Genomic DNA, 21,842 nt, shown 5'->3' with positions numbered 1-21,842 from the left:
GTCAGGCCGCCAGCGCGTTGTCGGAAGGGCCGGCGCTGTTGGAAGGGCTCATGAGCAGCGCCTTGGCCAGCGCCCCGATGCGACGCAGCGCGCGCGGGTGTTCCTCGCCCCATTGACCGCCGACGCCGAGCCGCACGCAGTTCCGGAAGCGCGGACTCGCCGAGAACATCATCCCCGGCGCGATCACGATCTGCTCCGCCAGGCAGGCCTCGTACAGCAGCGCGGTGTCCAGCCCTTCGGGCAACTCCACCCACAGGATGAAGCCGCCGGCGGGGTCCGACACGCGCGTGCCCTTGGGAAAGCTCTCGGCGATCATCTGGCGGGCCAGGTCGACGCGCGCGGCGATCGTCGCGCGCAGCTGCCGCAGCGCGGCGCCGCCGCCGGCCTGCGTGAGCAGGTCCGCCAGCGCCAGCTCCAGCACGCTGGTCTGCCCGCCGGACTGCACCGCCTTCGTCCGCCGCAACACCTGGCCCCAACGGCCCGCTTCGACCCAGCCCAGCCGCAGGCCCGGCGCAATCGTCTTGGAGAACGAGCCGCAGATCATCACGTGCCCGGTCGTGTCGAAGGACTTCACCGCGCGGCGCTTGTCCTCCTGCTCGGACAGGTCGTTGTAGAGCACGTCCTCGATCAGCGCCACGTCGTGCTGCGCCAGCATCGCCGCCAGCCGGCGCCGCTCCGGCACCGGCATCGACGCCCCCAGCGGGTTCGACAGCGTCGGGACCGTCAGCACCGCCTTGACCTGCCGGGTCTCGAAGGCCAGCTGCAGCGCGTCCAGCGACATGCCGTGGCGGGGATGCGTGGGGATCTCCAGCGCGCGCAGATGCAGGCTCTGCAGGATCTCCAGGAAGCCGTAGTAGGTCGGCGATTCCAGCGCCACCACGTCGCCGGGCTTGCACACGGTGCGCAGGCACAGGCTGATGGCCTCCATGCAGCTGTTGGTGAGGACGACCTCGTCCGGGTCGAGCACGCAGCCCAGTCCCAGCGCATGGCGCGCGACAGCCCGTCGCGCCTCCTCCATGCCCGGGCCGAGCGGGTAGGTGCACAGCAGGTCCCGGTGGCGCATCACCGCGCGCGCCATCGCGCGACGCACGCGGTCCTGGTCGAACAGCTCCGGCCCCGGACAGGCGGCGCCGAAGGAGATGAAGGTCGGGTCCTGCGACAGCGCCATCACCTGCACGCCCAGCTGGTCCAGCTGCACCATCCGGGACGCCGTGTCGGGTCGCGAGACCCGCGGCTCCGGCAGCCGCGGCGGGCGCGCCGCGACGAAGTAGCCGGAGCGCGGCCGGGCCTCGATCAGCCGGGCGTCCTCCAGCCAGCGGTAGGCCTGCACCGCCGTCGACAGCGAGACGCCGTGCTGACCGGCCAGGTCCCGCACCGACGGCAACCGCTCGCCGCGTTTCAGGGTGCCCGAGCGGATGGACCGGGCCATCCGGTCGGCGAGTTGCATGTACAGCGGTAACAGCGGCGCGTCCATGCGTCGATTCTGTGTGTTCTCCCCCGGCGCCAACCAATACAGATCAGCGGCAAGCCGGCCAGCACAGGCGACGTCCGTGCGCGGGCTGTAGGGGTCGCATCGGCCGGCGGCTGTGGATGGAGCGCGACAGCGCCTTTTTTTATCGTGACGGCATGCAACTGCTGCGCCTGCTCCCCTCGCCGCTCCGGCGCCGGTCACCGCCCCTGGTCTGGCCCGCCCCGGCTTTCGTTCCCCCCGGTCCCGGACCGGGTGCCGTGGTGCTGCCGACCGACGGCCGTCCGATCGCGCTGCGCCTGAGACGCGCCGTGCGGCTGCGGGTGTTCGGCGGTCGGGCCTGGATCACCCGCGTCGGCTGGCCCGAGGACCACTGGCTGGAACCTGGTCAGACCCTGGACCTGCCGTCGCCGCCGGGTGGGTCCGGATGGCGCCTCGTCATCAGTGGCGAGGGCGCATCACTCGTCACCCTGAAGGCGGAGACGCTCGATTAAGTCCAGGGCCTGTCCCCGGTTTTTCGCTATAACTCGGCCCTCGTAGGTTTCCGGATGACATCCGACGATGTCGCCGGAGCAACAAGAGACACGGGACCCGGGGTCCCACGAGGGAGTTGCGATGAATCGATCCGCGATGTTGCGGGTGGCGCGTCTGGCCGTGGCCGGCGCCGTCGGTGCGATGCTGCTGAGCGCCTGCGGCGGCGGCGGCGGTGAGAGCGGCACGCCATTGAACGGCGGCAGCAATGCCGGGAGCGGCGGCGGGGGTGGCGGCACCATCATCGGCGGAGGCGGCGGTACCGGGGGCGGCACCGGCGGCGACGGCACGATCCAGCCCAGCGCCACCTATGCCCAGAAGTGCGCGCCCAACAACACGGAAGCGGCGGCCAACCTGCGCAACGGCACCCTCGGGACCGAGAAGAGCTGGATCCGCTCCTACCTCGACGAGGCCTACCTGTGGCGCGAGGACGTGCCCAGCGTCGACGCCTCGGCCGCCGCATACAGCGGGAATGACGTCGAGACGGCGCTGAGCGCCTACTTCGACGCCCTGCTGTCGCCGGCGCTGACCGCCAGCGGCAAGCGCAAGGACCAGTTCAGCTTCGTGATGAGCACCCGCGAGTGGAACGCGCTGTCGCAGGGCGGCGTGGAGGTCGGCTACGGCATCGAGTGGTCGATGAAGTCGCCGACGCCGCCGCGCGGCCTGCGCGTGGCCTTCGTGGAGCCCGGCAGCGTCGCCGACCTGGCCGGCGTGCGTCGAGGCGACACGCTGGTGACCGCGGACGGCGCGGCCGCGGACGCGGGCGACACGGCCGGCGTGAACGCGCTCAACGCGGCGCTGTTCCCGGACACCACCGGCAGCGGCCACCGCTTCGTGCTGACCTCGAATGCCGGGACCACGCGCAACGTCACGCTGGTCGCGGGCAGCATCACCAAGACGCCGGTCCCGACCAGCCAGGTGATTACCGCGGCCGACGGCGCCAAGGTGGGCTACATGGTCTTCAACGACCATATCCTCACGGCGGAAGCGCAGCTGATCACCGCGATGCAGAACTTCCGCGCCAACGGTGTGAGCGACCTGGTCGTCGACCTGCGCTACAACGGCGGCGGCTACCTGTTCATCGCCAGCGAACTGGCCTACATGATCGCGGGCGGCACGGCGACCTCGGGCAAGACCTTCGAGCAGCTGCGCTACAACAGCAAGCGCACGGCGGAGACCAACAGCGCCGATTCGAAGACGCCGTTCTACAGCCAGTCCTGCCTGCTGTCGGGCAACAACTGCAGCTCCCAGCAGCCGCTGCCGGCGCTGAACCTGAAGCGGGTGTTCGTGCTGGCGCAGTCGGGCACCTGCTCGGCCAGCGAGGCGCTGATCAACGGCCTGCGCGGCGTCGACGTCGAGGTCGTGCTGGTCGGCGGGACCACCTGCGGCAAGCCCTACGGCTTCACCGCGAAGGACAACTGCGGCTACAGCTACTTCCCGATCGAGTTCGTCGGCACCAACAACAAGGGCTTCGGCGAGTATGCGGACGGCTTCGTGCCGGCGGGCACGGGTGCGACGGGCGTCAAGGGGTGCCAGGTCGCGGACGACTTCGGGCATGCGCTGGGCGATACCGGCGAGGCGATGCTGGCCGCGGCGCTGCAGTACCGCAGCAACGGCACCTGCCCGGTGGCCAGTCCGTCGGAGGCCGGCATGGCGCGCGCGATGGGCGTGCGTGCCGCGGGCGAGGACGCGGTCGCGTTGAGCCTCAGGAAGCTGGCGGCGCGCAGCAACCGGATCCTGGGCGGACGCCCCTGAACGCCTGATCCGCGCCGCCCGGGCGCACTGGAAAGCCGCTCCCTGGAGCGGCTTTTTCGTTGGCTGCACACGCAGCTTCGTTGCGCAGGGCAACGGAACCCCGCCGACCGTCCGGGGACAAAGCCGCCTTCTCCCACAAAGGCGGCCGAGCGATTCGGCGGACAACTGAGATGACCAAGAAAACCTGGATCGAGCGCGCGAAGCGGCGCGCATCGATCGTCGTGATGTGTGCCGCGTGCAGCACGCTGTTGCAGGCCTGCCATGAGAGCGGCGAGGACGTGGTGACCAAGGACGGTATCAGCGGGAAGGACGGTGTCGACGGGAAGGACGGTCTGCCCGGCGCCGCGGGGGCGGATGGCAAGGACGGCCTGGACGGCAAGGACGGCAAGGACGGCAAGGAAGGCCCCGCCGGGCCGCGCGGCCTCCCCGGCCAGGATGGCGCGCCTGGACCGGCGGGACAGGACGGCGAGCCCGGGCCGGCGGGCATGGCGGGTGAGGATGGCGCTCCCGGCCCGATGGGGCCGCGTGGGCTTCCCGGCCCGGTCGGACCGGCGGGCAAGGAGGGGCAGCCGGGGGGGACGAAAGGCGATCGGGGCGAAAAAGGCGAACGCGGGGAGCCGGGCTTCCACGGACCCCCTGGACAACCTGGACGTCCAGGCGAACCTGGTGAGCAAGGTCCTCCGGGCTTTCCGGGGCCTGAGGGCTTTCCTGGTCCTGAGGGTCGTCCGGGAAGGGACGGCAGGGACGGCATTGACGCGGGGCGCGCGCTCCATCGCACGTTCCAGCACCGCTCGGCCTATGCGGGGCAATGCGCGCCCGACAACGACCAGGCGGATGCCCGTCTGCGCGTCGGCAGTCTGACCGTGGAGAAGCACTGGATCCGCTCGCTCATGGACGAGTCCTACCTCTGGCGCCAGGACGTGCCGCATGTCGATGCCAACGATGACTTCTACAACCATCCGGAGACGACCCTCTCCCTGTCGAACTATTTCGCTGCGCTCCTCACCCCGGCGTTCAAGTCGAGCGGCAGGCGATGGGACGAGTACAGCCAGGTCGTCCCCACGGCGGCCTTCGATGCCTTCATGGGCGGCAGAGAGGTGCCAGGGTTCGGCATCGAATGGTCATTGGAATCGCACACCTCGCCCAGGAACATTCGCGTCGCCTATGTGCAGCCGGGCAGCGCTGCGGACAAGGCCGGCATCAAGCGGGGCGACGCCTTGCAAGGTGTCAACCACGGTCCGGTCCGTGATCTCAGTGACGAAGCGCTTGCCCAGGTCATGTTTCCCCACCGAGTCGACCCCGAGCACAACAGCGTCTTGCATCTGATCCCCAAGGACGGCTCTGGACGGCTGGATGCGCCGCTGACCAGCGGCTTGGTGAGGCAACCCGTGCCGCTGGCACCGATCGTGGCGGCTGGCGGGAAGAGCGTCGGATATCTGCTTTTCCAGGAACACAACGCGCAGGCGGTCTCCGCACTCGCGCAAGCCGTCGCACACTTCAACGATTCGGACATCGACGAACTGGTGATCGACCTGCGCTTCAACCAGGGGGGTGACTTGTCCGTCGCCAGTCGTCTGGGTTACATGATCGCCGGGGGCCCCTGGACCCGGGGCAATGCGTTCGCGAAATTCGGCCGCAATCAGCCTGGCAGCATGGAGAGCATGCCGTTCCACCGCTGCAGCGCTGGACAGACCGAGTGCCCGCCCGGCGACGAGCTGCCGACATTGCGCTTGCGAAAGGTGTATGTGCTCACGCAAGGCAGCACCTGCGGGGCCACGGAGGCCTTGATCAACGGGCTGAGGGGGGTCGACGTGGAGGTCGTGCAGATCGGTACCGCCACCTGCGGCAGGCCTTATGCGACCACGCCGGTGCAGAACTGCGGCCACACCTTCCTGCCGCTCGACCAGGTGCTCAGCAACGAGAAGGGCTTCTCCGGCTATGGGGAGGGCTTCGTGCCGGGCGGAACGGGAGCGAACGGACTGCCGGGTTGCCGGGTGGTGGACGACCTCGCGCATGAGCTCGGCGATCCGAGGGAGGCGCTGTTGGCCGCGGCGCTGCACCATGCAGAGACCGGGGCCTGTCCGGCATCGGCCGGCGAGGAGACGCCCGCGGTCGTGCCGCTGGCGCCCTGGCGCGATCCGATCCGCGGCGGCGCGATCCTCACGACGGCGGATTGACGCCGCCGGCGACGGTCTCGCGGCGCTGAGGCCGCCCTGACCGTCGCGCCGGATCAGAGCTTCGGAATCCTGATCCGGCTGATCATCAGCGAGCCCGAGATCGCGAACAGCAGCACCAGCGGATGCAGCGTGAAGCCGCCGAGCCGGATCACGCCGAACCACAGCGCCTCGCCGATCGCGCCTTGCCAGGCGGCGACCGCCATCACGATCACGATCAGCAGCGAGGTCGGGATGGGCGTGCCTTCGAAGTAGGCGACCTTGTCGTTGCCACCGGACAGGGTCTCGGCGGTGATGTTGTAGCGGGCCAGGCGCGACACGCCACAGGCGACGAAGAAGCCCAGCACGATGCGGTCCCACAGGCCCTGCATCCCGCAGCCGTAGGCGATCACCGCCGGCGCGACGCCGAAGGAGATCACGTCGGCCAGCGAGTCGAGCTCACGCCCCATCGCGGAGCTCTTCTGGCGCCAGCGCGCGATGCGGCCGTCGAGGACGTCGAAGACCAGCGCGGCCGGGATCAGCGCGCACGCGTAATACAGGTGCTGCACCGCGCCGGTCTGCAGGAAGGTCATCACCGAGAACAACGCGCCGACGCCGCAGAAGGCGTTGCCCAGGGTGAACCAGTCCGCCAGATGGAACTCGCGGATCATGGAGAAAGGCTTGGGTCGGTTCATGGGAGGCGAGCATAAGCGAAGGCTTTGCTTCTGGTGGCAAAGGCCGCGCCTGGGCGGGGTGCTGCTCCCCTGCAGGGCCCCGCTCGTCCCCAAGGGGGCGCGGGCATGGGCGCGCTCAGGCGTCGCCGGGCGTGTCGACCTTGGGCGCCTCGGGGACCGCCGTCAACCGGCCCCAGGCCTTGCGCGCCAGATGCAGCGCGAGCAGCCCGAACGGCATCCGCAGCCAGTGCGAACGCACGTACAGCGCGCCTTCGGCCAGTGCGTGGCCGGGCAGGCGGCAGCTGTCGTGGGCGGGTCGCAGCGCGCGGCGATAGCAGGCGTCCAGCAGCCGCAGCGCCACCGGCCCGGGCGGCGGACCGAGTTCCGCCGGCAGGGCGTCGGGATACGGCGTGTCCAGCAGCATCCGGGTGTAGCGCAGCGCCAGCCACAGCGGACGGGACAGACCGATCCGGCGCGCACGCGCGGCCAGCCGTGGCCAGAAGCCGTCGATCGCGCCGAACTCGCGCAGCAGCGCGTCGAGGTCGAACAGGTCGCGCAAGCCGTTGGGCAACTCGCCTTCGTGGAACAGGTGGGCGGCGCTGTGCAGCAGCATGTCCTCGGGCGGCAGCACGAAGACGCCCGGGAGACCGGCGGAAGCCGGCAGGGGTCGCGGCGCGTCGAACAGCGCGCGGCTGTCCAACGGCGTGCGCGCCGTCGGCGGCAGCAGCGTGTGGTGCACGTCCAGCGAGGTGCCCCGGCGCTTGTGATGCAGCGGCGGCAGCTCGTGCATCCAGTCGCGGTAATAGCGCTGGTCGTAGGCGTCCAGCCCCTCGTCGAAATCCCAGCCGTGCACCAGCAGCGTCGTTTCGCAGCGCGGCAGCTGCTCGGACGGGATCAGCACGTCGATGTCGCTGAACATGCGTCCGGGCGCTGGCGCGTGCCCGCCGAGCCCATAGGCCGCGCCCTTGAGCAGGATCAGCGGGCCGGGCAATTCGGCCAGCGTCTGGCGCAGCAGGTCGACCTCGCGCCGCAGCATCTGCGCCTGCCGCCGCGACAGCAGCAGGGCCGAACGCAGGTGCGGCTGCACCGGCGCGGGCAGGGCGGCCAGCCAGCCGCCGGTCTCCATCAGCTCGGCCAGCTTGCCGGCGAGGTTGGACCGTCGCGCCTGACGCAGCAGCAGGTCCCAGTCGGCCAGGCTCAACCCGACGGCGATCGCGGGTTGCAGCAGCACGCGGACCAGCAGCGGGCGACGACGTTCGCCATGGCCGTGGTGACCATGATGGCCGTGATGGCCGTGATGGCCGTGATCATGACGCGCGCTCACGACGAAGCCTCCAGGAGCGCCTCGAAGTGCGCGACGGCCTCGTCGAGCCGGCTGTACTCGAAGCGGTAGCAGTCGCAGGCGTCGACCAGTCGACCCACCGCCTGGAAGCCGGCCTGGCCGTGGACGTCGTAGTTGAAGGACTGCTCGGCAAGGTCCATGAACGCGCGAGCGCGTTCGATCGGCATCAGCTGCGCGGGAGCGTCGGCGCGCCAGGCGGGCAGCACGACCCACGCGGGTCGCGCAGGCGCGAGCCGGTGCGCGATCGCCTCCTGCGGCGCGCGTACCAGCGCGACCGTGCCCTTGGACGTGTTGGGCATCGAGGCGCTGAAATGCGCGTCCGGCGCGAAGGCGCGGATCAGCGGGATCGACGAGTTCTTCAGGTTGATCGGCCGCGCCATGCCGTGGACCAGGCCGGTGCCCATGTCCAGCAGGCCCAGTTCATCCGACAGCAGGCGCCAGCCGCGATGGGCCAGCGCGGCGCACAGCGTGCTCTTGCCGGACCCCGGCGGCGCGGGCATCACCAGTGCGCGGCCGCCGCGTTCGAGCACCGCGGCGTGGATCAGCAGGTACTGGTGGGCATGGGCGGCGATGCACCAGTTGATGCCCCATTCGAGCATCGCCAGCGCCTGCGCGGCGGGCAGCGGCGTGAACGAGCGCTGGCCGTCGAACCAGAACTCGGCGCGGCCTTGCAGGCGGCTCAGCCAATGCGGGCTGCGCAGGACGGCGACGTGGAAGTCGACGAAGTCGTCCTCGTCGACGAGATCGAAGTCGCGGTACATCGCCGCGACGTCGTCGGCCAGGTGCGGGATGTCCGAGCGCACGCGCACGGTGAAGGGCGACAGCCGCAGCGTCACGCCGCCGTCGCGCATCCGGGCCCGCAGCCCGGCGGTGCCGAGGTCCTGAAGCTTCAAGCGACCGGCTCCCCCGTCGGCGCGCTCGCGGGCAGCTCGACCAGCAGGTGCACGTCGGCAAGACGGCTCAGATGCAGGTCCAGAAGGTCCGCCAGTGCGTCGGGGGTGGGCGGCTCGTCCCACTCGACGTCCTGTGCCAGGCGCCGCAGCAGTTGATCGCGGTCGAGCGGTTGGTCGGACAGCCATTCGGCCAACTGCGCACCGAGCGCGGCGATCAAGTGGGTGTCCCCGCTGACGGAGTCGAAAAAGACAGCGTGCTGCTCACCTTCCCAGGCGAGCAGCACGTCGGTGCCCGATTGCCTGCAGCGCCAGGCTGAACCTGGCATCAGGCCACGAGGTAGTTTTCGTACAGATAGCGCCTGAAGTCCGCCTCGGTCCAGGGCGCGCCGGACGAGTTGGTCGGCTTGAAGATGTTAGGACCTTGCGAGGCCATCTGCACCAGCATGTCCTGGTTGTTGGAGGACATCACGCACTGGGCGACGCCGTTGCCGGCGAACAGGGTGTTCAGGCGGGCGACGACCATCATGGTGCCGTAGCTCGTCGACTGATCCTTCAGCATCTTGTAGACGTTGGCGGAGCCGTCCACATTTTTCAGACCGGCCGGGAACACCTTGGAGACGGTCAGGTTGTCTCGCGCAAAAGTGACCGACTTGCCGGAATACCACTGGGCGATCACGTACTTCCACGGGGCGTTGCCACCGCGCACCTGGGACCGGCCCGAGTTGTCCTTCCAGTTGGAGATGTACCAGCACTCGGTATTGTTGATCACCGCCGCGTCGGCACGCGCCTGCACGCTGGCGCCGCCGTTGCGCAGGATCGCCGAGCCCCAGGCCGAGGTGGAATTGCAGTGCCAGGCCATCGCGGGACGGCTGGCCAGCGTCAGACCGACCGGCACCACGCCGGCCTGGATGAAACGGCGGCGGCGTTGCGAGACGACGGAACCCTTGACCGGGCTGACCGGGGTGGGGGTGGCCGAAGACTGCGGGGTGGTGTCGCTGCTGTTGTCCATATGCTCAGCTTTCTTGGTGCTATGCCGTCCTGATTCCTGCGGACGCTCAAGCGGATCGGCGCTCCCGTCCGACCTGCGATCGCAGTGTTCCATACAAGCCTGCCACCGGATACCCCGCCCAACCCCTTGAACGGGTGGCGTGCGGCGTCCGTCACATGACAGATAAGTCAGCGCCGGCTTACGCGGAATCCCTTGCCGTGGTTGATGCCGTATCCACATGTCCGACGATGGATCCGGCGGCATGAGGCAGTCGGCTCATGCCGGTGACGCCTTCAGGCGACAGCGTGTCGGCCGCACCGGCCCGTTCCGTACCGTCCCCGGCTTCCCCGGCTTCCCCGGCTTCCCCACCTGCCACGTCCAGTTCGTCCTCGACCAGGAAGCCGCCGCTCTGGTGCGCCCACAGCTTGGCGTACAGGCCGCCCTGCGCCAGCAGGGACGCGTGGTCGCCCTGCTCGACGATGCGGCCCTGGTCCATCACGATCAGCCGGTCCATCGCCGCGATCGTCGACAGCCGGTGCGCGATCGCCACCACCGTCTTGCCTTCCATCAGCCGGTAGAGGCTGCGCTGGATCGCGGCCTCGACCTCGGAGTCCAGCGCGCTGGTCGCCTCGTCGAGCAGCAGGATAGGCGCGTCCTTGAGCATCACCCGGGCGATGGCGATGCGCTGGCGCTGACCGCCCGACAGCTTCACGCCGCGCTCGCCGACGTGGGCGTCATACCCCTGGCGGCCTTTCGGGTCGGTCAGGCCGTCGATGAAGTCCACGGCCTCGGCCCGTTCGGCGGCGGCGCGCATCTCGTCCTCCGTGGCGTCGGGGCGGCCGTACATGAGGTTGTCGCGCACCGAGCGGTGCAGCAGGCTGGTGTCCTGGGTCACCATGCCGACCTGCCGTCTCAGGCTGTCCTGGGTGGCCGTGGCGATGTCCTGGCCGTCGATCAGCACCCGGCCCTTGTCCACGTCGTGGAACCGCAGCAGCAGGTTGACCAGGGTCGACTTGCCCGCGCCGGAGCGGCCGACCACGCCGATCTTCTCGCCCGGGCGGATCGTCAGGGTCAGGTCGTGCAGCACGGTCTTGCGGCCGCCGTAGCTGAAGTCGACGTGGTCGAAGCGCACCTCGCCGCGGGTCACGTCGAGCGCGCGGGCGCCCTCGGCGTCCTGGATCGCGATCGGGCGCGACAGCGTCGTGATGCCGTCCTGCACGGTGCCGATGTTCTCGAACAGGCTGGCCATCTCCCACATGATCCAGTGCGAGATCCCGTTCAGCCGCAGCGCCATCGCGGTGGCGGCGGCGACCGCGCCGATCCCGACCTGGCCCTGCGTCCACAGCCAGACCGTCATGCCGGCGGTCGAGGCGATCAGGCCCATCGACAGCGCGTGGTTGACGATCTCGAAGCCGCTGATCAGCCGCATCTGGCGGTAGGCGGTGTTCAGGAAGTCCTGCATCGCCCCGCGCGCGAAACCGGCCTCGCGATTGGAGTGCGAGAACAGCTTGACCGTGCTGATGTTGGTGTACGCGTCGGTGATGCGGCCGGTCATCAGGCTGCGGGCGTCGGCCTGCGCGGTCGCGGCCTTGCCCAGGCGCGGCACGAAGTAGCTCAGCGCCACGACGTAGCAGGCCAGCCAGCCCAGGAAGGGCAGCAGCAGCGTCGCGTCGAAGCTGCCGACGACGCCCAGCATCGTCACGAAGTAGATCGTGATGAAGACCAGGATGTCGGTGACGATCAGCCAGCATTCGCGCACGGCCAGGGCCGTCTGCATCAGCTTGGCCGACACGCGGCCGGCGAACTCGTCCTGGTAGAAGCTCATGCTCTGCGCGAGCAGGTGCCGGTGGAAGTTCCAGCGCAGCCGCATCGGGAAGTTGCTGGACAGGCCCTGGTACTTGCTCATCGACTGCAGCGCGATCAGCAGCGGGCTGGCGAGCAGGATGCCGCCGAGCATCAGCAGCTTGTCCCGCTGCGTCGCCCACCACTGCGCGGGCGGGACCTGGCTGAGCCAGTCGACGATCGAGCCCAGCATCGAGAACAGCAGGGCCTCGAAGGCGCCGATGGCGGCCGTCAGGACGATGAGCACCCCCACCAGTCCGCGCATCCCGTGCGAGCCGGCCCAGACGAAGGCGAAGAACCCTTGGGGCGGCTGAGGCGCCGGGGTCTGCGGAAACGGATCGACGAGTTTTTCAAACCAGCCAAACACGGCGGTCTCCCTGTCACTTCTGCGAGACCGCTGAGCCTACAGGAGCCGTGTGGCGGGCGCACCCCACCCCGGCGTCGATGGCGGGTGGGTGGGGTGAACGGGGGGATTCCCCGCTCGGGTGGGGAGACTACTTCGCGGGCAGGGGCAGCACCCGGCCCTGCGCCTGCTTCGGCGCGGGGAGGTGCAGGATGGCCGACAGCGTCGGCGCGAAGTCGACGATCTCGACGCGCTGCTCGATCCGGCCCTGGCCGACCCATGCCGGTCCCCAGGTCAGCAGCGGCACGTGGGTGTCGTCCTCATAGGGGCTGCCGTGGGTGGTGCCCGTCACGCGGGACCCGAACATCCAGCCGGCCTTCGGCACCACCTGCAAGGGCGCGGCGATGCCCGGATACCAGGAGCGGCGGAACTGCTCGAGGTAGGGCGTCGTGGTGTCCGTCCCCGCCAGCTGCGCGCGGGTGAAGGCGGCCTGGACGCCGGCGATCTGCTCGACCGACGCCTTCGCGACGGCATAGACCTCGTCGGGGTCGAGTCCGCCAACCTTGATCGCCACCTCGTCGAAGATCACGCCCGAGCCCGACATGTTCAGCGCCCAGCGGAACTCGCCGAACCGCTTCGACAAGCCGGCGTTGATGATGCCGACAACCTGTGCCGGATTGATGCGTCCGGCGTCCCGGCCCTGCGACTTCGCCCATTCGGGCGTGTCGGTGAAGCCGTGGTCGGCGGTCAGCACGGCGATGTAGTTGCCGCGGCCGACCTTGGCGTCGAGGTACTTGAACCAGTCCTGCAGGTAGGCGTCCAGATGCAGGAAATGGTCGTGCGACAGCCGCGATTCGGGGCCGAACGCGTGGTTGATGTAGTCGTGGCTGGACAGGCTGACGGAGAGGATGTCGGTCTGGTCGCGGGCGCCCAGCTGTTCGCCTTCGACGGCCGCCTTCGCGAAGGCCAGCGTCAGTTCGTCGCCGAACGGGGAGGGCAGGATGTTCCCGTAGAAGCGCGGCCCCGGACCGTCCATGCCGGCGCCCAGCACCGCCGGCAGCCGGTTGCCGTTGCCGCTGTTGGCCTGCCAGGGCTGGCCGTCCGGCACGCTGCGGGCGTAAGCCGCTTCCGGCAGCATCGGGGACCAGGTCTTGCCGAAGAACTTGTCGGCCGGCTTGGCGGCGTTGAACGCGTCGACCCAGGCGGGGTGCTTGTCCATGTAGTAGGTGGACGACGCGAACTCCCCGCTGCCGCCCATGTACATGTAGGCCGTGCCCTTGTGGCCGGCCGGCAGGATGGCGCCGCGGTCCTTGCCGGAGATGCCGATGACCTTGGATCCCGGTTGCCGCGTGCGCAGCACGTCGCCGACGGTCTCGACCTTGTAGTTGGCGGGGCTGGTGCCGGCCAGCGGTTCGGTCTTGTTGCCGATGTACTGGTAGCGCGGATCGGCGGTGTTGTATTGCGGGGCGGCGGTCATCGGATCCCGCCACTCGTTGCCGATGATGCCGCTGCGTTGCGGATAGGCGCCGCTCAGCATGATCGAGTGGCCGGCCGCCGTGACCGTGTAGCCGTGGCCGTAGTACGCGTTGGCGAACCAGGCGCCGCGGTCGAGGAAGCGCTTGAAGCCGTCCGGCTGGAGCTGGTCGCGGTAGCCGAGCACCTGCCGGATCGGCAGTCCGTCGACGACCATGAACACGACCAGCTTGGGCGGCTGCTTCGCCGAGAACGCGGAGGCCGCGGCGCCAGGTGTTGCCGGGGCGACGCCGGTGGCCGGGGACGAGGAGGACGGGGCGTTGGCGCAGGCGGCCAGCGCGGCCAGGACGGGCGCCAGCAGCCAGATGCGACGGGTCAGGATCATGGCGGATCGGGGCTCCGGACGAAGCCGCTGAAACAAATATGACAGCGGAGTATCCACCCGGGCCGACCGGACGGAAAAAAGGCCGGTCACCACGCGATGACCGGCCTATTTCACTTTCTGATTGGAATCGCTTGCGCGCTCCCCTCCTGTTATGGGAGCGGATTCTGCGGGCCGCCGGCAACGGGCATGCCCGGGTTTGCCCGAGGTGGGGCGCCTGAGGTGAGAACTCCTCCTCAAGGGGGAGGGGTTTCGGCGGGAAATGATGCGTCGGCGCGACGCTTCCTCAAGAGATCCGGCGGGGAAGTCAATGACTCATCCATGCAGAAGTGCTTCGTCCAGCACTTCCACCCAGTGCCGGACCGGGACGTCCGTGCCGCTTTGCAGGTGCTGGATGCAGCCGATGTTGGCCGAGACGATCGCTTCGGCCGCCAGCGGCGCCAGGGCGGCGAGCTTGCGCTCCCGCAGCTGCTTGGACAACACCGGTTGCAGCACCGAATACGTGCCGGCGGAGCCGCAGCAGAGGTGGCTCTCGCTGGGCGCGAACGAGATCTCGAACCCGAGCTCGCGCATCAGGCCCTCGACGCCGCCGCGCAGCTGCTGGCCGTGCTGGAGCGTGCAGGGCGGGTGGTAGGCGAGCGTGGGCCGAGGCGTCCCGGCGCCCGGCTTGCCGAGCCGCGAACGCAAGGGTTCGACCAGCTCCGGCAGGTATTCGCTGAGGTCGCGGGTCAGGGTGGCGATGCGCGTGGCCTTCTCCGCGTAATCCGGGTCTTGCGCGAGCAGCCGGCCGTAATCCTTGACCTGCACGCCGCAGCCGGAGGCGTTCATGACGATGGCCTCGACCTGCTCGCCGTGACCGTCGACCATGGGCCACCAGGCGTCGATGTTGCGCCGGGCGTCGTCGAGACCGCCGTGGTGGTCGTTCATGTGCGTGCGGATCGCGCCGCAGCAGCCGGCCTCGTCGGCGACCAGCGTCTGCACGCCGGCGGCGTCGAGCACGCGGGCGGTGGCCGCGTTGATGTTGGGCATCATCGCCGGCTGCACGCAGCCGAGCAGCATCAGCACCTTGCGCGCATGGGTGCGCTGCGGCCACTGGTGCGCGCGCGCGTCCGGCTTGGGCGGCACCTTGTCCTTGAGCGCGCCGGGCACCAGCGGACGCAGCGCCTGGCCGATCCGCAGCGCCGGCTTGAACAGCGGCGAGGTCAGGCCTTCCTTCAGCAGCCAGCGCTTGACGCGCTCCTCGCGCGGGCGCTCGACCTTCGCATCGACGATCTGCCGGCCGATCTCCACGAGCTGACCGTACTGGACGCCGGACGGGCAGGTGGTCTCGCAGTTGCGGCAGGTCAGGCAGCGGTCCAGGTGCAACTGCGTGGCCGCGGTGGGCGGCTCGCCTTCGAGCACCTGCTTGATCAGGTAGATGCGGCCGCGCGGGCCGTCGAGCTCGTCGCCGAGCAACTGGTAGGTCGGACAGGTCGCGGTGCAGAAGCCGCAGTGCACGCAGCGACGCAGGATGGCCTCGGCGGTGCTGCCTTCCGGGGTGCCTTGGAATTCGGGAGCCAGGTGGGTTTGCATCGGTCGGCTTGCTGTCGGCTTGCTGCGCGTCGGGGGAAGGGCGTCTCGCTGCGGGAGTCCGGATCAAAGGTCCGGATCAGAGGCCGGGATAGAGCCGCCCGGGATTGAAGATCCCCGCCGGATCGAACTGCCGCTTCAGCTCCTTGTGGATGCGCGTGAGCTGCGGGCCGAGCGGCGAGAACGCGCCGTCGAACTTGTCGTTCGCGTAGAACATCGTCGCGTGGCCGCCGGCCGCGGCCACCACCTCGCGCACCTGCGCGGGCGCCATCGGCGTCACCACCCAGCGCTGCGCGCCGCCCCATTCCACGAGCTGCTCGCCGTGCAGCGCCATCGGCGGCGTCGTCGACGGCACGGCGATGCGCCACAGCGTCGCGCCGCCCTGGACCGCGCGGCGCGCGCCCAGGAAGAACTCGTCGCACTGGTCGCGCAGGCCCTGCCAGAACGGCGCGGCCATCGCTTCCGGAATCGCGGAGCCGCCCAGCTTGTGCGCGGCCGCGCGGACCGCCGCCTCCGCACCGGACAGCCGCAGCACCAGCGCGCCGTCCCACCAGGCGCTCGCCGAGATCGGCAGCGGCTGGCCGCCCCAGCGGTTCATCCGCAGCAGCGCCTTGTCCTGCGAGGCTTCGAAGCGCAGCGTCACCGTCGCGACCGGCCGAGGCAGGACCTTCAGCGTGACCTGCGCGATCAGGCCGAGCACGCCCAGCGAGCCGGCCATCAGCCGCGACACGTCGTAGCCGGCGACGTTCTTCATCACCGTGCCGCCGAAGTGCAGCAGCTCGCCCTTCGCGTCGAGCATCGTCAGCCCGAGCACGTGATCGCGCACCGCGCCGGCCGTCGCGCGCGCCGGGCCGGACAGCCCGCTGGCGACCATGCCACCGATCGTGCCCGTGCCGCCCGAGGCCGCGCCGACGAACCGCGGCGGCTCGAAGGCCAGGTGCTGGCCGTGCTGCGCCAGCAGCGCCTCCACCTCCGCCACCGGCGTGCCGGCGGCGGCGGTCACGTAGAGCTCGCTCGGTTCATAGGCCATGACGCCGTTGAGCGACAGGGTCGACATCGGCTCGGCATCGCCCAGCGGGCCGCCGTAGAAGTCCTTGCTGCCGTGGCCGGTGAAGCGCACCGGCCGGCCTTCGAGAAAGCGCGCCGCCATCGCCTCCAGCGTGGCCATCAGTTGCGTCGCGGGGACGAAGCCGGCGGTCGGGCCCGGGCCCGCCGCCGCGACATCTGCTGCTTGCACCGCCATCAGAATCGCTCCAGTTCTGGAAATGAGAGTGCGCCGCGCTTGACATGCATGCGGCCGTATTCGGCGCAGCGCTGCAGCGTCGGGATCACCTTGCCGGGGTTCAGCAGCCCCTGCGGATCGAAGGCCCGTTTCAGGGCCAGCATGCGTTCCCGCTCCTGCGGCGAGAACTGCACGCACATGCTGTTGAGTTTCTCGACGCCGACGCCGTGTTCCCCGGTCACCGTGCCGCCCATCGCGACGCTGGTCTCGAGGATGTCGGCGCCGAAGCGCTCGCAGCGGTGCAGCTGATCGGGATCGTTGGCGTCGAACAGGATCAGCGGATGCAGGTTGCCGTCGCCCGCATGGAAGACGTTGGCGCAGCGCAGTCCGTACTTGCGCTCCATCGCCTGGATCGCCAGCAGGATGTCGGCCAGCCGCTTGCGCGGGATCGTCGAGTCCATGCACATGTAGTCCGGGCTGATGCGCCCCGAGGCCGGGAACGCGTTCTTGCGCCCGCTCCAGAAGCGCAGGCGCTGCGCCTCGTCCTCGCTGACCTCGAGCCGCGTCGCGCCATTCGCGCGCAGCACCTCGTTCATGCGGGCGATCTCTTCCTCGACCTCCTCCGGCGTGCCGTCGCTCTCGCACAGCAGGATCGCCTCCGCGTCGAGGTCGTAGCCGGCGTGGACGAAGTCCTCGACCGCCGCGGTCATCGGCTTGTCCATCATCTCCAGGCCGGCGGGGATGATGCCGGCCGCGATGATCGCGGCCACGGCGTCGCCGGCACGGCGCAGGTCGTCGAAGCTGGCCATGATGCAGCGCGCCAGCTGCGGCTTGGGCGTCAGCTTGACCACCACCTCCATCACCACCGCCAGCATGCCCTCGCTGCCGATCACGACGCTGAGCAGGTCCAGCCCGGCGGCGTCCAGCGCCTCGGAACCGAATTCGACCGGCTCGCCCTCGACCGTGAAGCCGCGCACCTTGAGCACGTTGTGCAGGGTCAGGCCGTACTTCAGGCAGTGCACGCCGCCGGAGTTCTCCGCGACGTTGCCGCCGATCGTGCAGGCGATCTGGCTGCTCGGGTCCGGCGCGTAGTACAGGCCGTGCGCCGCGGCCGCCTCGGAGATCGCCAGGTTGCGCACGCCGCACTGCACGCGGGCGGTGCGCGCGAGCGGATCGATCGCGACGATGCGGTTGAACTTGGCCAGCGCCAGCGTCAGGCCCTCGGCATGCGGCATCGCGCCGCCGGACAGGCCGGTGCCCGCGCCGCGCGCCACCACCGGCACGCCCAGCGCATGACAGGCCTTCAGCACGCCGGCGACCTGCGCCTCGGTCTCGGGCAGCGCCACGGCCAGCGGGCGCTCGCGGTAGGCGGTCAGGCCGTCGCATTCGTAGGGGCGCGTCTGCTCGTCCTGCCAGAGCAGCGCGTGCGCGGGCAGCTCGGCCCGCAGGGCCTGGACCAGCTGCGCGCGACGCCCGTCGCGGAAGCCGGCCAGCGCGGCGGCCTGGTCGCCGGGCGGCTCGTGGGTGGAAGGGAGGACGGCGGTCATGGCGTCGAACTGTAGCCCTGTGCGCTGACCCCGGACTGAATCCTCGGCGCCTGACCGTCAGCGGGAGCCGGGCAGGGGCCACCACAGGGCCTTGCGGTCGAGCGGCGTCTGCGGCGGCAGCAGCGGGTTGCGCAGCCGCAGCACGCGGCGCTGGTCGATCCGGTGGCGCTGCAGCAGATCGCCGAAGATCTGCCGCGACAGCCGCTCGAAGGTGCCGTCCGCCACCAGCGCGTTCATGCCGCGGGTGAGGTCCGCGGCCAGCCGCGGACGGCCCGGGCGGACGAACATGTAGAGCGCCGCCGGATAGTGCAACAGCAGGTAAGGGTCGATGACGAGCTTCTGATCGGGGAAGCTGGCGAGCTCCGCATCGATCTCGAAGATCGAGCGTGGGAAGTAGTCGAAGCGCCCCGTCGACAGCATCTGGAACAGGCCCTGGTAATGCGTGCTCACCTGCACCGGCAGCCCGTTGGCGCGCAGCACGGCGGTGTCGGGCCAGTCATGCATCTGCCCGGCGGTCAGTCGGGTCAGGTCCTTCAGGTCCCGCACATCGCGCAGGCGGTCGCGGTCCGCGGCGCGCGTCAGGCACAGGCGCCAGCCGATCAGACCGCGGTCCAGCGGCACGCGGATCGGCAGCAGGCTCTTCTCGCGCTGCGGGTCCGTCATCGTCCAGAACACGTCGATGCCGGGATCGTTGCTCGCCATCTCCAGCAGCGCGCGGCTCTGCACCATCTCGGGCTGCGTCTGGACCAGCGCGTAGCGGACGCCGCTGCGCTGCAACGCGGCGTGCAGCAGGCTGATGAAGTAGTCGACCTGCCGGTCCTGCTGAGGCAGGTGGCGCGGATAGACGACGGTGGTCGGCTCCGGCTGCTCCGGCGGCGCCGCGGCGAGCTGGGCGCCGGCAGCGGGTCGGGCCGCCGCCGCGCGGTCCGGCAGCAGGGACAGGGCAGGCAGGGCGGTGGAGAGGGCCGAGGCCGCGGCGGCCTGCAGCAGGTCGCGGCGGCCGCGCATCAGGCGTCCAGGAAGACCGTCAGCACGCCGGTGTAGCCGTGCAGCCGCGCGTGGGCAATCTCCCCGTTGGCGAAGAATCCGGCCAGCGGCACGTCGCCGAGCGCGTGCTGCACCCATTGCAGTTCCGCCGACGGCGCGCCGAAGTGTGGACCGCCGCGACCGGTGCAGCTGAAGTACAGGGCGCCGGCCATGCGGGCGCCGCGCTCCTCGGCCTCGGCGCGGATCTCGGTGCAGATGCGGACGAGGTCGCGCCGGGCGGCGTCCGGGTGGCGCTCGCAGAAGCTCAGCAGTTCGCCTTCGCGCATCTGCTCGGCGACGGCGATGCCGCGCCGGCCCGGATCGAGGCCGACCAGGTGCCGGACGCGCACCTCCGCGCCGTACTCGCGCCGGGCGCCGGGTTCGTCGCTGAGGCCGACCAGCGTGCGGCGGAACAGGGGCATGGCCTGCCGCAGCGAGCCGGATTCCCCGGTGTACGCCGGCAGCTTCAGGTCCTCGAGCAGCGCGTCGAGCGCGGGCTGTCCGTCGAGTTCGACGACCAGCGGCCCGTCGCAGCCGGTGACGCGGCGCTCGCGGCCCAGCGGCTGGCAGCCCTGGCTGACGCGCGAGATCCAGCGCACGTCCGGCCCCAGCGCCAGGCCGGACAGACCGCCCGCGAAGAGGCCGTCGGCGATCTGCACCGCGTCGTCGCCGCCGCTGACCAGGCCGCCGAAGAGGTAGCCGCTGCTGCAGCGCTGGGCCAGTTCGCCGATCAGTTCCTGCAGGTCGGGCGTGCCGCCGTCGGCATGCAGCAGCAGGCTGCGGGATTCGCAGTCCGGCGTCAGCGGCCGAAGCCCCGAGAAGATCCGCCACTGGTCGGCGGGCAGGTCGCAGAGCATGACGACCAGCGCCGGTTCGTCGAAGTACTCGACGCCGCTGGCGCTCACCGCCAGCGCCGACGCGCCCACCCAGCCGCAGCCCGGCCAGCGCTCGCGCACTTCGTCGAGCAGCGCCTGCGCCTGCGGCACGTAGGGATGCGTGAGGTAGAGGAATCCCAGCGTCGGCGTCATGCCGGCGCGTTGCCCCTCCAGCTGCGCGCCGGCCAGCGCCAGCGCCATGTGGGGATCGGGATGGGTGGCGTGCGCCTGGAGAAAGCGAGGCATGAACGGCCCTCGGGAGACGGGGGGACTCAGGGTGCCTTGCGTTTGGCGGCGGCCTTGCGCGCCGGCGCGGCCTTCTTGGCGGCCGGTCGGGTCGCGGATCTGGCGGGCGCCTTGGGGGCGGGCGTCGCCGCCGGCTGGGCGGCTGCGGTCGCGGCCGCGGTCTGTGCCGTCTTCATCGCGTTGGACGCGACCTGGGTGAACTGCTGCGTCAGCGCGTTCCACCATTGCATGGGGTCGGCGCCGGCCGGCTTGGGACCGGGCGGCTCGCCGGTGCCGGCGTCCTCCCGGGGCGTCGGCGGGACCTCCGCTGCCGGTGGGACCTCCGCTGCTGGCGGCATCGGCGGCACCGGCGGCGTCTTCAGGGCGTCCTTCAGGTCCGCCATCGGCACGTTCATCGCGTGCAGGGTCGACAGCGTCATCCGCTGCACCTCCAGCGCCTGGATGGTCGCGGTGAGCATGCGGGCGTTGTTCTCGAGCCAGAACTGCACGGTGCGCAGTTCGCTGATGCGCTTGTCCAGCTCCTCGGGATCCAGCGTCGGCGCGACCCATTGGTTGAAGCCGGGGATCGCGGCGCTGGCGTTCTTCATCAGCCCTTGCAGGAAGTCGAAGCCCGGAACGAATTTGCTGAAGTCGGTGTCCGCCATGGTGTCTCCTCGGGAGCCGTCCTCGCCGGTCGTCCCGGCGTGCGCAGGGGGCCCGGGGGCGGCCATGGGCCCGATCCTACGTCCTGGCGGCGGTCGTCCGACATCGGGACGGACGGTGGCCGCGTCAGGTCGGAATGTGGTTCAGGTCGGCCCAGCCCGTCCACAGGATCTGGATGCCGATGCACAGCAGCACGAAGGCCATCAGCCGCATCATCACCAGCGTGCCGACCTCGCCCATCTTCATCAGCAGCCGGCCGCCGTTGCGGTAGACCAGGTAGACCACGGCGGCGGTGACGGCCGCGCCGATGGCGGCCACGCCGGCGCCCATCAGGTACGGCACCGGCGAGCGCGGGATCTGCGCGCCCAGCGCGATCGCCGCGGCGATGCTGCCGGGACCGGTGGTCAGCGGGAAGGTGATCGGGAAGAAGCTGCGGCGGACGATCTCGGTCTCGCTGATGTCGCCGGGCGAGGCGTGGACGACGGCCGTCTGGACGTCGTCGGTCTCGTTGCGGGTCAGCATGACCCAGGCGCTGTAGGCCACCAGCAGGCCGCCGCCGACGCGCACGACCGGCAGCGAGATGCCGAACAGGTCCAGCACGTAGGTGCCCACCAGCAGCGACACCATGATCACGACCCAGCCGTTGATCGCGACCTGGCGGGCCAGCCGCTTGAGGACCTTGTCGTCGCCGCCGGCCGCGCCGATGACGATCGGGGCCACGCCCACCGGGTTGATGATGGGCAGCAGCGTCAGCGGCACCAGGAACAGCGATTGGAGGAAGGACGGCAGGGGGTCCAAGATGGGGACTCCAGGGAAAAAGTCGGGGAACGGCCGGAGGACCGGTCGTTGAAGACGGCCAGCGGGCAGGGTC

Annotated in this window: 18 protein-coding genes; 3 read left to right on the top strand and 15 right to left on the bottom strand. The window is 70.3% G+C overall.

Annotation, left to right across the window (positions count from 1 at the left end):
* Nucleotide 1 precedes the first annotated feature (1 nt).
* A complete protein-coding gene (locus tag AC07O8_RS00920) occupies nucleotides 2-1,474 on the bottom strand; it encodes an aminotransferase-like domain-containing protein (protein WP_495046257.1) in 1,473 nt (490 codons plus the stop codon).
* A 254-nt stretch (nucleotides 1,475-1,728) separates the two neighbouring features.
* On the opposite strand from AC07O8_RS00920, the gene AC07O8_RS00915 reads away from it, so the two are divergent.
* The 3 genes from AC07O8_RS00915 to AC07O8_RS00905 all read left to right on the top strand — a co-directional run bounded on the left by AC07O8_RS00915 (nucleotide 1,729) and on the right by AC07O8_RS00905 (nucleotide 5,931).
* The gene (locus AC07O8_RS00915) at nucleotides 1,729-1,962 is read left to right on the top strand and encodes a DUF2917 domain-containing protein (protein ID WP_495046256.1); all 234 of its coding nucleotides are present in this window, start codon (nucleotides 1,729-1,731) and stop codon (nucleotides 1,960-1,962) included.
* A gap of 121 nt (nucleotides 1,963-2,083) precedes the next feature.
* Nucleotides 2,084-3,754, top strand: coding sequence for a S41 family peptidase (locus AC07O8_RS00910; protein WP_495046255.1), 1,671 nt, complete (start codon nucleotides 2,084-2,086; stop codon nucleotides 3,752-3,754).
* A gap of 170 nt (nucleotides 3,755-3,924) precedes the next feature.
* Nucleotides 3,925-5,931, top strand: coding sequence for a S41 family peptidase (locus AC07O8_RS00905; RefSeq protein WP_495046254.1), 2,007 nt, complete (start codon nucleotides 3,925-3,927; stop codon nucleotides 5,929-5,931).
* A gap of 53 nt (nucleotides 5,932-5,984) precedes the next feature.
* Here the strand turns inward: AC07O8_RS00905 and pssA are convergent, their stop codons facing one another.
* The 14 genes from pssA to AC07O8_RS00835 all read right to left on the bottom strand — a co-directional run bounded on the left by pssA (nucleotide 5,985) and on the right by AC07O8_RS00835 (nucleotide 21,769).
* Nucleotides 5,985-6,602: a CDP-diacylglycerol--serine O-phosphatidyltransferase gene (gene pssA, locus AC07O8_RS00900; RefSeq protein ID WP_495046253.1), complete on the bottom strand. Its 618-nt coding sequence runs from the start codon at nucleotides 6,600-6,602 to the stop codon at nucleotides 5,985-5,987.
* 115 nt (nucleotides 6,603-6,717) lie between these two features.
* Nucleotides 6,718-7,905 (bottom strand): nucleotidyltransferase domain-containing protein, encoded by a 1,188-nt coding sequence (locus AC07O8_RS00895; RefSeq protein WP_495046252.1) that lies wholly within the window; start codon nucleotides 7,903-7,905, stop codon nucleotides 6,718-6,720.
* Nucleotides 7,902-8,816 (bottom strand): HprK-related kinase A, encoded by a 915-nt coding sequence (locus tag AC07O8_RS00890; protein WP_495046251.1) that lies wholly within the window; start codon nucleotides 8,814-8,816, stop codon nucleotides 7,902-7,904. The genes AC07O8_RS00895 and AC07O8_RS00890 overlap by 4 nt, the downstream gene beginning before the upstream one ends.
* Complete coding sequence (locus AC07O8_RS00885) at nucleotides 8,813-9,100, bottom strand: HPr-rel-A system PqqD family peptide chaperone (protein WP_495046250.1); 288 nt, start codon at nucleotides 9,098-9,100, stop codon at nucleotides 8,813-8,815. Before AC07O8_RS00885 ends, AC07O8_RS00890 begins: the two co-directional genes overlap by 4 nt.
* Before the next feature lie 41 nt (nucleotides 9,101-9,141).
* On the bottom strand, nucleotides 9,142-9,825 hold the full coding sequence (locus AC07O8_RS00880; protein ID WP_495046249.1) for a hypothetical protein: 684 nt from the start codon (nucleotides 9,823-9,825) through the stop codon (nucleotides 9,142-9,144).
* A 178-nt stretch (nucleotides 9,826-10,003) separates the two neighbouring features.
* Nucleotides 10,004-12,013 (bottom strand): ABC transporter ATP-binding protein, encoded by a 2,010-nt coding sequence (locus AC07O8_RS00875; protein WP_495046248.1) that lies wholly within the window; start codon nucleotides 12,011-12,013, stop codon nucleotides 10,004-10,006.
* Nucleotides 12,014-12,140: 127 nt separating this feature from the next.
* Nucleotides 12,141-13,847 carry an alkaline phosphatase family protein gene (locus AC07O8_RS00870; RefSeq protein WP_495046247.1) on the bottom strand — a complete coding sequence of 569 codons (1,707 nt, stop codon included), beginning with the start codon at nucleotides 13,845-13,847 and terminating at the stop codon, nucleotides 12,141-12,143.
* A gap of 312 nt (nucleotides 13,848-14,159) precedes the next feature.
* Complete coding sequence (gene glcF / locus AC07O8_RS00865; protein WP_495046246.1) at nucleotides 14,160-15,416, bottom strand: glycolate oxidase subunit GlcF; 1,257 nt, start codon at nucleotides 15,414-15,416, stop codon at nucleotides 14,160-14,162.
* Between the two features lie 76 nt (nucleotides 15,417-15,492).
* On the bottom strand, nucleotides 15,493-16,581 hold the full coding sequence (gene glcE / locus AC07O8_RS00860) for a glycolate oxidase subunit GlcE (protein ID WP_495046951.1): 1,089 nt from the start codon (nucleotides 16,579-16,581) through the stop codon (nucleotides 15,493-15,495).
* A gap of 74 nt (nucleotides 16,582-16,655) precedes the next feature.
* The gene (locus tag AC07O8_RS00855; protein WP_495046245.1) at nucleotides 16,656-18,182 is read right to left on the bottom strand and encodes an FAD-linked oxidase C-terminal domain-containing protein; all 1,527 of its coding nucleotides are present in this window, start codon (nucleotides 18,180-18,182) and stop codon (nucleotides 16,656-16,658) included.
* Between the two features lie 57 nt (nucleotides 18,183-18,239).
* The gene (locus AC07O8_RS00850) at nucleotides 18,240-19,190 is read right to left on the bottom strand and encodes a substrate-binding periplasmic protein (protein WP_495046244.1); all 951 of its coding nucleotides are present in this window, start codon (nucleotides 19,188-19,190) and stop codon (nucleotides 18,240-18,242) included.
* Nucleotides 19,190-20,329 carry an FIST signal transduction protein gene (locus tag AC07O8_RS00845; protein WP_495046243.1) on the bottom strand — a complete coding sequence of 380 codons (1,140 nt, stop codon included), beginning with the start codon at nucleotides 20,327-20,329 and terminating at the stop codon, nucleotides 19,190-19,192. The genes AC07O8_RS00850 and AC07O8_RS00845 overlap by 1 nt, the downstream gene beginning before the upstream one ends.
* 26 nt (nucleotides 20,330-20,355) lie before the next feature.
* Nucleotides 20,356-20,973 (bottom strand): PhaM family polyhydroxyalkanoate granule multifunctional regulatory protein, encoded by a 618-nt coding sequence (locus AC07O8_RS00840; protein WP_495046242.1) that lies wholly within the window; start codon nucleotides 20,971-20,973, stop codon nucleotides 20,356-20,358.
* A 124-nt stretch (nucleotides 20,974-21,097) separates the two neighbouring features.
* Nucleotides 21,098-21,769: a MarC family protein gene (locus AC07O8_RS00835; RefSeq protein WP_495046241.1), complete on the bottom strand. Its 672-nt coding sequence runs from the start codon at nucleotides 21,767-21,769 to the stop codon at nucleotides 21,098-21,100.
* Nucleotides 21,770-21,842: the final 73 nt, after the last annotated feature.

The organism is Roseateles sp. GW821-FHT09G09, assembly GCF_059415965.1.
This window is presented reverse-complemented; position numbering and strand designations above follow the sequence as displayed.